Source organism: Amycolatopsis sp. NPDC049868 (assembly GCF_044461365.1).
Lineage (GTDB): Bacteria > Actinomycetota > Actinomycetes > Mycobacteriales > Pseudonocardiaceae > Amycolatopsis.
In genome coordinates, this window is the sequence record NZ_JBITKV010000019.1 from 124,653 (window position 1) to 137,346 (window position 12,694).

Consider the following 12,694-nt stretch of genomic DNA (forward strand, 5'->3'; position numbering starts at 1 on the left):
GGGTTCACTGGGCGGCCAGCCATTTCGCGACCCCGCCGACGGCGTCCTTGCAGCCGCCGCAGCCGGTCGTGGCACGGGTCGCCCCGGCGAGGGCGGGGACGTCGGTGGCGCCGCCGCGCCACGCTTCGACGAGCCGCCCCTTGGTCACCGCGTTGCAGCGGCAGATGACCGCCGACGCGGGCAGATCGGCCGGGCTCGCCGCGGACGGCGCTCCGGGCGGCAATGAGCGTCCTAAGAGGACAGCCAGCCGGTCTTCGGGTACCGGGGTGCCCCGGTCGTAGAGTTGCGTGATCGTCGCGGCCGCGTCGGGCAGGCCGAGCAGGATCGCGCCGGCCACCCGGTTCTCGCGGACGACGAGCTTGCCGTAGCGGCAGCCGGCCGGGTCGCTGAAGGTGAGCACGTCGGCGGTCGGGTCGTCCGCACCGGTCATCGTCTCGCCGAGCGCGGTGAGGTCGATGCCCCGTGCCTTCAGCCTCGTCACCGCTTGCGTGCCGCGGTACCGCGACGCGGATTTCGTGCCGGTGACCAGATCCGCGACGACGGCGGCCTGTTCCCACGCCGGCTGTACGAGACCGCCGAACGAGCCAGGATGCTTCGCGCAGTCGCCGATCGCGTGGATCCGGCCGTCGCTGGTACGCAACAGATCGTCGACGACGATGCCGCCTTCGACGGTCAACCCGGCGTCCACGGCCAGTTTCGTCTCGGGCCGCACGCCGGTCGAGACGACGATGAGATCGGCGGGCACGTGCGTGCCGTCGTCGAGTTTCAGCCCGTCGCCGCTCACATAGCGGGCGGCCCCGACACCGAGCCGGAAGGCGACGCCGAGTTCTTCGAGCTTCCTGGTCAGCACCCGCGCCGATTCCGCGTCCAGCTGACGTTCCATGATGTGCGGCATCGGATGCACGACGGTGACGAGATTCCCGCGTCCGGCGAGGCCTCGCGCGGCTTCCAGGCCGAGCAGCCCGCCGCCGAGGACGGCCACCGGCGCGCCCAGTTTGGCGGCGTCGAGGATACGCGCGCAGTCGTCGAGGGTGCGGAACGCGACGACGTCCGGGCCGGGTTCGAGCCCTTCGACCGGCGGCATCCAGGGGTTGGCGCCGGTGGCGAGCACGAGCGCGTCGTAGTCCACAGTGGACCCGTCGTCGAGGTGGATCCGCCGCTCGTCACGGTCGATCGACGTCGCGGCGACACCCCGGCGCAGGTCCGCGCGGGTGCGGGACGGCCATTCGTCGTCGTGCAGCCGGACGGCCTCCGGCCGCATCGTGCCGGCGACCACCGACGAGAGCAGCACCCGGTTGTAGGCGGCGTGTTTCTCCGCGCCGACCACGGTGAGCCGCACGCGCTCGCCCTCGGGATCGCGGCGCTGGATCTCGTCCGCGAGCCGCGCGCCCGCCATCCCGTATCCGGCGATGACCACCGACCGGGGGCTCACGCGACGACCTCGGCCGGGGCGAGCGCGACCGCGCACACCTTGAACTCGGGCATCCGGCTCGTCGGATCGAGCGCCGGGTTGGTCAGCAGGTTCGCCCTGCCCTCACCGGGGAAATGGAACGGCAGGAACACCAGGTCGGGGCGCAGCGACGCCACACAGCGGACGCGTGCGACGGTCTCCCCGCGGCGCGAGCGCACGACGGCGAGGTCGCCCTCGGCCAGTCCCGCGCGGGCAGCGGTGTCGGGGTGAACTTCCACGAAGGCCTCCGCCACGACGTCGTTGAGTTCCTTGACCAGCCGGGTCTGTGCCCCGGACTGGTAGTGCTGCAGGACCCGCCCGGTGGTGGCCTGCAAGGGGAATTCGGCGTCCGGCGGTTCGGCCGGGCCGACGTGGTCCACCGGCACGAACCGCGCGCGGCCGTCCGGGTGGGCGAAGGAATCGAGGAACATCCGCGGCGTGCCGGGATGCGATTCCGCCGGGACGGGCCAGTAGAGGGCTTCACCGTCGCGGAGCCGGTCGTAGGTGATGCCCGAGTAGTCGGCGACACCGCCCTTGGACGCCCGGCGGAGCTCGGTGAAGACGGTCTCGGCGTCCGTCGGGAACCGCCCGTCGGGCTGACCGAACCGGCGGGCGAGTTCGGAAAGCACCTGGAGATCGGTCTTCGCGCCGGCCGGCGGGTCGATCGCCTTGCGCCGCAGGAGGATCCGGCCTTCGAGGTTGGTCATCGTCCCGTCCTCCTCGGCCCACTGGGTGACCGGCAGGACGACGTCGGCCATCGCGGCGGTCTCCGAGAGGACGAGGTCCGAAACCACCAGGAAGTCCAAAGAGGACACTTTGTCCTGGATGTTCCCGGCGCCGGGCGCGGAAACGACGACGTTGCTGCCGAACACCATCAGCGCGCTCGGCCCGTCTTCGGTGCCGAGCGCTTCGAGCAGCTCGACGGCGGAACGACCCGGCCCCGGCAGGGATTCCGGCGGCACGCCCCAGACCCCGGCGACGTATTCGCGGGCGGCGGGATCGTCGATCTTGCGGTAACCGGGCAGCTGGTCGGCCTTCTGGCCGTGCTCACGACCACCTTGGCCGTTGCCCTGCCCGGTCAGGCAGCCGAAGCCGGATCCCTTGCGTCCCGGCAGCCCGAGGGCGAGCGAGAGGTTGATCCAGGCGTTGACCATCGCGGTGCCGTTGGCGTGCTGCTCGGTGCCGCGGGCGGTGAGGACGTAGGCGTTGCGGGCCGCGGCGAGCTTGGCGGCGACACGGCGCTGGTCGGCGGCGGAGACGCCGGTGATCTGCTCGACGCGTTCCGGCCACCAGGCCGCGACCGACCGCCACAGTTCTTCGAAACCGTTCGTGCGTTTGTCTATATAGGACTGATCGAGCAGGCCATCGGCGACGACCGCGTGCAGGATGCCCTGCGCGAGCGCGAGGTCGGTACCCGGCGCGGGCTGCAGGTGCAGTCCGGCCAGTTCGGCGGTCGGCGTCCGGCGCGGGTCGACGACGATCAGGTCCGCGCCCCGCAGGTGCTGAGTGAACGGCGGCATCGTCTCGGCCGGGTTCGCGCCGATCAGCAGTACCGCGTCGGCGTCGGCGAGATCCGTGACCGGGAACGGCATACCGCGGTCGGCGCCGAACGCCTTGATCCCGGCGGCGGCCGCCGACGACATGCAGAACCGCCCGTTGTAGTCGATCTGCGAGGTGCCCAGCGCGACCCGGGCGAACTTCCCCAGCAGATACGCCTTCTCGTTGGTCAGCCCGCCACCGCCGAAGACGGCGACCGCGTCGGCCCCCTTGGCCGCGCGGATCTCGGTGAGCCGCCGGGCGACGAGGTCCAGTGCCTGTGCCCAGGTCGCCGGCCGGAGTTCGCCGTCGACCCTGATCAGCGGTGTCGTCAAGCGGGACGGCGAGGTGAGCAGCTCCCCCGACGTCCAGCCCTTCTGGCACAGGCCGCCGGCGTTGACCGGAAAGTCGCGCGGGGTGACCCGGGCGCCGTCGAGGCTCATCCCGCACTGCAGGGCGCAGTACGGGCAGTGCGTGTCCACCGCGGTCACGGTGGGGGCGGCGAGTGGCACGGGCACCTCCTCCAGGCGTCGATAGCGCTTGAAGGTAGGTAGGCCGTGTTACCTGAAAACTCCCGAATGTTTCAGGCGTTTGACATTGCCCGCCGTCGATGGACGTCACACCGTGAGGTCGGGAGAGCAGCCCTCGGCGAACTATTCACCATGTGTATAGACCGTGCGTATACACACTGTGTATAGTCGCCCGCATGTCCATCGGGAACACCCTGCTCGGCCTGCTCGAAGCCGGTCCGAAGCACGGTTACGACCTCAAACAGCTCTACGACAAGCAGTTCCGCCAAGACCGCCCACTGCACTACGGCCAGGTCTATTCGACGTTGAACCGGCTCCTGAAGAACGGCCTCGTCGAGGAGAACGGCGTCGAAGCGGGCGGCGGTCCGGACCGGAAGCGGTACGCGATCACCGACGCCGGCGTCACCAACGTCGAGGAATGGCTGAAGAGCCCGGAAAGCCCTTCGGTCTACCTGCAGAACACGCTCTACACCAAGGTCGTGCTCGCGCTCCTGTCCGGCCGCGGCGCCCAGGATCTGCTCGACGCGCAGCGAAGCTCCCACCTGCGCGCCATGCGCGAGCTCACCGCCCGCAAGACCGACGGCGACCTCGCCGACCAGCTGATCTGCGACCACGCGCTGTTCCACCTGGAGGCGGATCTGCGGTGGCTGGAGCTCACCGCCGCCCGCCTCGACGACCTCGCGCGCCAGCTGACGCGCTGATCTGGGGACCACACAGTGGAAACACCGTTGTTACACGGGCTGGGCCTGCACAAGGCCTTCGGCCCGAATCAGGCGCTGGCCGGGGCCGGGTTGACGCTCGAACCCGGCGAGATCGTCGCGATCATGGGGCCATCGGGGTCCGGGAAATCGACCCTGCTGCATTGCCTGTCCGGAATCGTGCGGCCTGATGACGGCCAGGTGCTGTTCCGCGGGCGTGACCTCGCGAGCATGTCCGACACCGAACGCAGTGCCCTGCGGCGCACCGAGTTCGGTTTCGTCTTCCAGTTCGGTCAGCTCGTGCCGGAGCTGACCTGCCTGGAGAACGTCGCGCTGCCGCTGCGGCTGGGCGGGATGAAGCGCCGCCCCGCCGAGCGGATCGCGCGCGGCTGGCTCGACCGGCTGACGATCGGCGACGTCGACGACAGCACGCCCGGCCAGGTTTCGGGCGGGCAGAGCCAGCGGGTCGCCATGGCCAGGGCGCTGGTCACCGAACCGTCGGTGATCTTCGCCGACGAACCGACCGGCGCGCTGGACACGCTCAGCGGGGAACTGGTCATGCGCCTGCTGTCCGAGGCGGCGAAACAGACCGACGCCGCCATCGTCCTGGTCACCCACGAACCACGGGTGGCCGCTTACTCCGATCGGGAGGTCATCGTGCGCGACGGCCGGACACGTGAACCGGTGGTGACCCGATGACCGGACGTGAAGACCTGATGCTCGGGTTCCGGCTGGCCGTCGGGGGCGGCCGGGGCTCGATCGTCAGGCTCGTCCTGAGCACCGCCGGTATCGGGCTCGCGGTGGCGATCCTGCTGCTCGGCGCCTCCGCGGGCACCATCAAGGAGAACCGCGACCAGCGGACGTTCGCCGCTTCCGTGCGCAGCGAACCGATCCCGGGCGTCGACCCGCTGAACTACGCGGCGACGACGACCGACTTCCGCGGTCAGGCGATCGCACTCGTCCACTTGCGGCCGACGGGCCCGAAATCGCCGATCCCGCCGGGGGTTGACCGGCTGCCCGCACCGGGCGAGGTCTTCCTTTCACCGAAGCTGGCCGAGCTCGTCGCGTCCGAATCCAGCGGCCTGTTGCGGCCTCGTCTGCCCGGTGAACCGGCCGGGCTCATCGCCGCGGAGACCACGCTCAATCCGAACGATCTGGTCGCCTACGTCGGCACGGACGCGATGCGGGACGCACGCACGATCTATGGCTTCGGCGCCGAACCCGGCTATCACGACGTGATCGAAAACGGGATCCTGATCCTCCTGCTGCTCGGGCTCTTCGTCCTCCTCACGCCGGTGTTCATCTTCGTCGGAACGGTCTCCCGGCTCGGCGGCGCCGCCCGGGACCGGCGGCTCGCCGCGGTGCGGCTGGCGGGTTCGTCCCTCGCGCAGCTGCGCCGGATCACCGCGGCGGAATCCCTCGCGGGCGCCGTGGCCGGCCTGGTCGCCGGTAGCGCGCTGTTCCTGCTCTTCCGCGGCGCAGCGGCGGACTTCCAGGTGTTCCGATTCGGGGTGTACCCGGACGATCTGACGCCGTCGTGGCCGCTGGTGGTGCTGATCGTGCTGGCGGTCCCGGCACTGACCGTGGCGACGGCTTGGGCGTCCCAGCGGCACCTGATCGTCGAACCGCTCGGCGTCGTCCGCGAGACCGCACCGCCGAAGCGCCGGTTGTGGTGGCGGCTGCTGCCCGTCGTCATCGGAATCCTGTTGATCGCCCCGGATCTCGGTGTCGCGAGCGAACTCGGCCGCTGGGCGCTGATCGGTGGCGCGGCACTGCTGATGCTCGGGATTCCCGCGCTGCTGCCGTGGCTGCTGGAACGCGCCGTTTCCCGGATCAAGGGCGGGCCGCCGTCGTTCCAGCTCGCGATCCGCCGTCTGCAGAGCGACAGCGGGACCCCGTCACGGGTGGTCGCGGGCCTCTGCGTGGTCCTCGCCGGGGCGATCGCGTTGCAGAGCCTCCTGGCGGGACAGGCCGCGATGGAGGCCGATCGTCACGACAGGACGGGAGGCCGGATCACCGTCTACGCGGACGGTCCCGTGGCCGATCGTGCGATCGCCTCGGCCCGCGCGGTCCCCGGCGCGGCCGATTTCCAGGCGCTGCGCTCGTTGTTCGTCGACGCGAATCGCGAGGACGGCGCGCTCGTGCAGGTCGGCGTCGCCGACTGCGCCACGATCGAGGTGACGACCACCGCGACCGGTTGCCGTGACGGCGACGTGTTCGCCGACCCCTCGTTCCTCCACATAGGACAGTCGGCGAAGATCACGGGCAACGACAAGCGGGAACAGCCCTGGACCGTTCCGGTCACACCGCGACCGTTCGAGGTGAAGCCATCGAGCGTCGCCGAGTCCCTGAGGCCGCACGTGCTCGCGACGCCCGCCGCGATGGCGGGTGTCGACCTGGCCGCGGCCTCGGTCACGGTGAGCCTGCGCGGGACGACCGGGAATCCGGATTTCGTCGAACTGGTGCGGAATTCGGTGGCGCCGTACAGCGGACAGGTCACCGTGGCGGCCTTCAACGGGGAGCGGGCCTCCACCGAGGCCCGGATGTTCGGCGACGCGCGGAACATCCTGCTCGGCGGCGCGCTGTTCGTCCTGCTGCTGGCCGGGGTGAGCCTGCTGGTGCTCGCCCAGGAACAGGTCCGGGAACGGCGACGGGCCCTCGGCGCGCTGTCCGCCACCGGTGTCCCGGTGCGGGTGATCGTCCGATCTCTGCTGTGGCAGAACGGGATTCCGCTGCTGCTGGGCATCGTGGTCGCGACGGCGACCGGGATCGCCGTCGCCGCGCTGGGCAAGCGGCTGTTCTGGGACGGGCTGTACGTCGACTGGTCCGCGGTCGCGCTGCTCGCCGCGGCGGCGGTCGCGATGGTGCTGCTGGTGACGGCGTCGACGGTGCCGTCCGTGCGCTCGGCGGCGAAAACGGAGAACCTGCGCACCGAGTGACCTACAGCACGGCGCTCACGTCCCGGGCGGCGGCACGGAGTCCATCGTGCGCCGCCCGGGTCGACCGCGGGTCGAGGGCGTTGGCGGCCAAGCGGAAGAGGACCGCCCGCAGGAGAAGCTGAGGCCATTCGGGCAGATGCGCCCAGCGTTCGAGAAGATCGATGGTGGCGCCGCCCCAGGCCAGCGCGTCGACCGCGACGATCGCGGCGCCCCATTCACCCGGCCGGTAGTACGGCACGAAATCGACGATGCCGGGGGCCGCGTCGCCGTCGAACAGCACGCCGGCGAGAAGCTCCCCGTGGACGACCTGGTCCGGCAGTTTGACCGGTCTTCGTGACCCTGCCAAGACTTCGAACCAGCGGCCGCCCTTGTTCTCGTCGAGGGACATGTCCGCCTCGCCCCAGGCGAGCTTGTCGGCCAGCGCTTCGAGATCGGTGCGCCGTCCCAGGAAATCCGGCCGGGGCAGATCCGCCGTCGCGCGGTGCAGTTTGACCGCCGCGTGCACGACCTCGTCGTAGCGGTGCTCGGCCGTGCCGGATACGAACCGGTTCGCCGACCAGCCGCCGACCACCCAACGGCCGTCACTGGACCGGACCGGCTTCGCGACCCGCAAACCCGGCTCGTCGACGGCTTCCAGCGCACGGGCCGTCCACAGGGTCCGCGACTTGTCCACGACCGGTTTGAGCACGAGATCGTTGTAGCGCCAGGAATCGGTGCCTGGCATCGGTTCCGCGTCACCGGTACGTCCGCCGAACGCCGAACAGACGTGTTCCGGAGGGCTCTCAAGGGTGGCACGCACGGCTCGGCACGTTACCCCGTCTTCCGCGCCACGAACGAGAAGACGCGCTGGTCTTGAGTAGCGATACTCATGACACGGTCGCTTCTGACCTGCCATTCTTCGACCGTGATCCCCCGAACGGCGCAGCGCCGCCTCACTGACGGGCAACTAGCCGCCCTCGCGCTCGGCTCACTGTGGCTGCTCGGAACGCTGGGCGCGCTCACCGTGGGCCTGTTGCTCCCGCTCGCCGCGTTCCTGCACCTCCCGTGGATCGCGCTGCCGGTTCCGCTCGTGTCGATCGGGATGGTCTACCTCGTCGGTTTCGCGGCGCCAGAGGCCTTTCCGTCCGTCGCGAAGCCTTGGCCCCGGCTGGCGTGGGCTTTCGTCGCCGGGACTTCAGGCGTCTTCGGCGCGATCTTCGTGCTGGAGGTGGCGAAGGCGTTCGATCCCTGGTTCGCGGTGCCGTTTCTCGGCGTGCCGGTGCTGCTCGTCGCGGGCCTGTTCGCGCGAGGGCCGGGCGTCCGCGTGGGCGCGGGAGTCCTCCTGATCGCGCTGGTCGCGGGCGGGATCGCCGTTCCCGCGTCGCTGCCTCTGGACACCCCCGAACGGCGCCTCGCTTCGACCGGCGTCCCGCACGACCGCACCCTCGCGGCGGACCTCGGCACTCATCGGCTCCCGACCAAGACGACCGAAGACTCCGGGTCGCTGATCGTCGAGTACGCGCCTCAACTGTGGGTCTCGCCCGTCTGGACCTTCGCGACCGACGTCGTCGAGAGCTGCGAGACAGCTGTGAAGACCGCTTGGCGCCTCGAAAACGCGACGTGCACCCAAGTCGGCGAAGGCGAGTTCGTGCGGCGGAACGCGGACCGGATCGAGTTCGTCCAGCGGCGCGGCGCCCTGTCGGTGCACCTCGCGGGCAACCACAACTGGAAACCCGAGGAACTGCGGGAACTGGCCGCCAAAACCCATCCGCTGACCGACGCCGAGATCATCGCCGCCGTGCCGAAGTCGCGCGGCGGGAACCGGACCGACGTCTTGGCGGAGTTCGCGACCTTCGTGCGGGCGATCTTCACCGGCCGCTCACTCGGCTACTGACGCCCGGAGAGCAAGGGACCTTTGCTACCAACCTTGGGCACCCAAGAGTCCGCGCGTGCAATGAAAGGGTCTTTCCTTGCAAAATTTGCAAGGAAAGACCCTTTCATTGCATCGGCCACCGGACGCGCGAAACCTCAGTAGGTCGGCAGGCTCTGGTCGATCTGCCGCGCCCAGGCCAGCACGCCGCCACCGAGGTGGGTCGCGTCCTTGAACCCGGCCTTGTGCAGCGCCGCGAGCGCCTCCGCCGAACGCGCGCCCGACTTGCAGTGCAGCACGATCGGCTTGTCCTGCGGCAGTTCCGACAGCGCCTCGCCCGAGAGGATCTTGTCCTTCGGGATGAGCGTCGCGCCCTTGATGTTCACGATCTCGTACTCGTGCGGCTCGCGGACGTCGATGAGGGCGAAGTTGTCGCCGTTGTCGAACTTGGCCTTGAGCTCCGCCGGAGTGATCGTGCTCCCCGAAGCGGCCGAAGCGGCTTCGTCGGACACGACGCCACAGAACGCTTCGTAGTCGATGAGCTCGGTGATCTTCGGGGTCTCCGGATCCTTGCGGATCTTGACCTCGCGGTACTTCATCTCGAGCGCGTCGTAGCTCACGAGCCTGCCCAGCAGCGGCTCACCGATACCCGTGATCAGCTTGATCGCCTCGTTGACCATGATCGAGCCGATCGACGCGCACAGCACGCCCAGCACGCCGCCCTCGGCGCACGACGGGACCATGCCGGGCGGCGGCGGCTCGGGGTAGAGGTCGCGGTAGTTGAGGCCCTTGCCGTTCGGCGCGTCCTCCCAGAACACGCTCGCCTGTCCCTCGAACCGGTAGATCGAGCCCCACACGTAGGGCTTGCCGGTGAGCACGGCGGCGTCGTTGACCAGGTACCGCGTCGCGAAGTTGTCGGTGCCGTCGAGGATCAGGTCGTACTGCTCGAACAGCTCCAGCGCGTTCGACGATTCGAGCCGGTCGGTGTGCAGATGCACCTTCACGAACGGATTGATCTCGGCGATCGTCTCCTGCGCCGACGCGGCCTTGAGCTTGCCGATGTCGGACTGGCCGTGGATGACCTGGCGGTGCAGGTTCGATTCGTCGACCTCGTCGAAGTCGACGATGCCGAGCGTGCCGACCCCGGCCGCGGCCAGGTACAGCAGCGCCGGGCTGCCGAGGCCGCCGGCACCGATGACCAGCACCTTGGCGTTCTTCAGCCGCTTCTGCCCGGTCACCCCGACGTCCGGGATGATCAGGTGACGGCTGTACCGGGCCACCTCTTCCTTGGTGAGCTCGGCGGCCGGCTCGACGAGCGGCGGCAGCGTGCCTGACATCGGGTCCTCCATCTCGCGTGGATCGCGGTCGCATCCCAGTATCTACAACACCGACAGGCGGAAACGACTTCCCCCGTTTCATATCCTGGGAAGTTTCAGCAGGTGAGACGGCCTGGACTAAGGTGTCTGATTCGGCCAGGAGCCCGGCTTGCAGACCTTGCCGTCCGCGGGCACCTTGCCGCGGTCGCCGCCGGGGAGATTGTTCAGCTGCGCCACGAAGTCGTTGGAGACGCCGAACGTCTGCTGCATCATCACCGGCGCGATCCCGCCGTTCACCGGGCAGCCCACGTGCTTTCCGCCCAGAGCGTGCCCGACCTCGTGATTGATGGCGTACTGGCGATAGCCGGTCATGTCGCTCTCGAAGGCCATCGCCCCGCGCACCCAGCGGGCGAGGTTGATCACCACGCGCTTGTCGAAGCTCGAGCGGTAGCACGACGTCTCGTAGGTGATCTGGAACATGCAGACGTCCGCGCGATGCGTCGTGTTCGGTGTGGTGAGACTCACCCGGAAGCTCGGATTCGGGAAGGTCGCGTCGACGCGCTGGAGCGCTTTCTTGCCGTCCCACGTCCAGCTCTTGGGATTGGACAGGGTGCCCTCCACCATCGCGGCGAAGCTGTCGTCACCGAGGTAGCTGGTCGCGTCGATACCGTCCTCGACCTCGATGGTGTACGTGTACAGCTGGCCCGTCCCGACCTTTTCACCCTTGCCGGGCACCACGTGATAGGTGCCCTTGCCGGACTCGGTGAACGGGCCGCCCTTGGGCAGATCGGCGGTCGGGATCTTGAGGTCGACCGGTTTGGCCGGGTTCTCCGGGAGGACGTCGCCGCCCCCGTCCACACCCGCGCCCGGCTCGCCGCCGTTGCCCGCGGAACCATCGGCCGCGGGGGAAGTCGTCCCGTCGGAAGCGATCGGCTCGGCCGGGCCGGTGGCGGTGTTGAACACGACCAGCGCGGTGATCACCACGAGGATCGGCAGCGCGTACACCCGCCAGCCGTAGGTCTTGGCGAACTGACCGATGCCGCCTTTGCCCTTGCGCTTGGCGGTCTTGGCCTTGGCCGCGCCGGTCTCGTGCGGCTTCCAGGACGCGCTGAGCGGCTGGGCGCTGGTCCGGCGGCCGCCGGGCCGGTAGCGGTCCTCGTCGAGCCGCTGCGACGGCGGCGGCGTCGGCCGGTACTGGCCCGTGCGCGGCGCGTCGGAGGGCCGGGGCTGGGCGCGCGGCGGACGACGGGCGGATGCGGAGTACTGAGACCGCCGACCTTCGCCCTGCGCGCCTTGCTTTACCCGATCCACGCGCACCAGGGTGCCATAACCGAACTGTGATGTTGTGAGCGACCGGCGCTTCGCGCGGCGTGTCCTACCCACCCGAATGGGCTACCAGGTGCCCGATTCGACCGATTCCCACATCCCCAAAACGGCCTTCGCTACGACATTCGGGCGTTCCATCTGCGCCACGTGGCCGGTTCGGGGCAGCACGAGCAACCTGGCGTGCGGAAGCAGCCGAGCGGTGCGTTCGGCGCGCCGGACGGAGATCACCCGGTCGTGCTGCCCCCATACGACGAGCGTCGGCGCGTCGACGGTCGGCGCGACCGCCCACAGCGACGCGGGGCCGCGCGCGGACCACGTCCGGAAGATGCCGAACGTGCTGCGGGCCAGCGCGGGAGCGGCCCAGGCGAACCCGGCGCGGGCGCTGTGCTCCTCTTCGAGCTCGTCCAGCCTGCTTTGCGCGAACCGGCTCGGGTCGGCGAAGCACAGCTTGATGACCTGCATGGCGCGTTCGCGCGGGCCGAGCGCGGCGAGCCGTCGGCGTACACCCGGGCCGATCAGCGGCAGGTACGCGAACGCCATCCGCGGGTCGGACAGCCGCTTCATGCTGGGGCGGAGATCCGGCATCGCGGGCGAGATCAGCGTCAGCGTCTTCACCAGTTCCGGGCGGCGGGCCGCGACGAGCAGCGCGACGGCGCCGCCCATCGAGTTGCCGAACAGGTGCACCGGCCCCGCTTCGAGGCTCTCGATGTCGCTCGCCACGACCTCGGCGTGCGCGTCGAGGCTGAAGTCGAAGCCGTCGGGCGGCTCCGAGTAGCCGAATCCCGGCAAATCGACCGACGTGCCCCCGGCCTGGGGTGCCAGGAGGGCGGCGAGGTCGGTCCAGTTCGTGGACGAACCACCGAGGCCGTGGACGTAGACGGCCGTCTCGGGACCACCCGCTGTCCGGCGGATGTGCAATTTCACCCCGCCGACACCTATTGTTTCCCCGGGCCAAGGGGGCGGCGCCGGGTCCAGCGACGGCAATGACCTGCGTGACAACGGCACATGGGTCAGCGGAGGGCGGCCCCCGGCGGCACGGGAAACTGAAGA

10 protein-coding genes are annotated in these 12,694 nt (G+C 69.8%); 4 read left to right on the top strand and 6 right to left on the bottom strand.

The window, feature by feature from the left end; genetic code table 11:
- Positions 1-4: 4 nt before the first annotated feature.
- Both ACIBTM_RS42620 and ACIBTM_RS42625 read right to left on the bottom strand, forming a co-directional pair.
- Positions 5-1,432 carry an FAD-dependent oxidoreductase gene (locus ACIBTM_RS42620; protein ID WP_395882825.1) on the bottom strand — a complete coding sequence of 476 codons (1,428 nt, stop codon included), beginning with the start codon at positions 1,430-1,432 and terminating at the stop codon, positions 5-7.
- The gene (locus ACIBTM_RS42625; protein ID WP_395882826.1) at positions 1,429-3,498 is read right to left on the bottom strand and encodes a molybdopterin oxidoreductase family protein; all 2,070 of its coding nucleotides are present in this window, start codon (positions 3,496-3,498) and stop codon (positions 1,429-1,431) included. Before ACIBTM_RS42625 ends, ACIBTM_RS42620 begins: the two co-directional genes overlap by 4 nt.
- A gap of 194 nt (positions 3,499-3,692) precedes the next feature.
- On the opposite strand from ACIBTM_RS42625, the gene ACIBTM_RS42630 reads away from it, so the two are divergent.
- Genes ACIBTM_RS42630 through ACIBTM_RS42640 form a run of 3 tightly spaced genes read left to right on the top strand, consistent with a single transcriptional unit; the run spans position 3,693 to position 7,153 of the window.
- Positions 3,693-4,217, top strand: a complete 525-nt coding sequence (locus ACIBTM_RS42630; protein WP_395882827.1) for a PadR family transcriptional regulator — start codon at positions 3,693-3,695, stop codon at positions 4,215-4,217.
- A gap of 15 nt (positions 4,218-4,232) precedes the next feature.
- Positions 4,233-4,913, top strand: coding sequence for an ABC transporter ATP-binding protein (locus tag ACIBTM_RS42635; RefSeq protein WP_395882828.1), 681 nt, complete (start codon positions 4,233-4,235; stop codon positions 4,911-4,913).
- Positions 4,910-7,153 carry an FtsX-like permease family protein gene (locus ACIBTM_RS42640; RefSeq protein ID WP_395882829.1) on the top strand — a complete coding sequence of 748 codons (2,244 nt, stop codon included), beginning with the start codon at positions 4,910-4,912 and terminating at the stop codon, positions 7,151-7,153. Before ACIBTM_RS42635 ends, ACIBTM_RS42640 begins: the two co-directional genes overlap by 4 nt.
- 1 nt (position 7,154) lies before the next feature.
- On the opposite strand, the gene ACIBTM_RS42645 is transcribed toward ACIBTM_RS42640, so the two are convergent.
- A complete protein-coding gene (locus ACIBTM_RS42645; RefSeq protein WP_395882830.1) occupies positions 7,155-7,952 on the bottom strand; it encodes a TIGR02569 family protein in 798 nt (265 codons plus the stop codon).
- A gap of 105 nt (positions 7,953-8,057) precedes the next feature.
- On the opposite strand from ACIBTM_RS42645, the gene ACIBTM_RS42650 reads away from it, so the two are divergent.
- Entirely contained in the window at positions 8,058-9,026 is a 969-nt protein-coding gene (locus ACIBTM_RS42650; protein WP_395882831.1) for a hypothetical protein, read from the top strand.
- A gap of 134 nt (positions 9,027-9,160) precedes the next feature.
- On the opposite strand, the gene moeZ is transcribed toward ACIBTM_RS42650, so the two are convergent.
- From moeZ to ACIBTM_RS42665, 3 genes are all read right to left on the bottom strand, one after another.
- On the bottom strand, positions 9,161-10,339 hold the full coding sequence (moeZ, locus tag ACIBTM_RS42655; RefSeq protein ID WP_016331501.1) for an adenylyltransferase/sulfurtransferase MoeZ: 1,179 nt from the start codon (positions 10,337-10,339) through the stop codon (positions 9,161-9,163).
- Positions 10,340-10,456: 117 nt separating this feature from the next.
- Positions 10,457-11,629 (bottom strand): DUF3152 domain-containing protein, encoded by a 1,173-nt coding sequence (locus ACIBTM_RS42660; protein WP_395882832.1) that lies wholly within the window; start codon positions 11,627-11,629, stop codon positions 10,457-10,459.
- 81 nt (positions 11,630-11,710) lie between these two features.
- A complete protein-coding gene (locus tag ACIBTM_RS42665; RefSeq protein ID WP_395882833.1) occupies positions 11,711-12,568 on the bottom strand; it encodes an alpha/beta fold hydrolase in 858 nt (285 codons plus the stop codon).
- Positions 12,569-12,694: the final 126 nt, after the last annotated feature.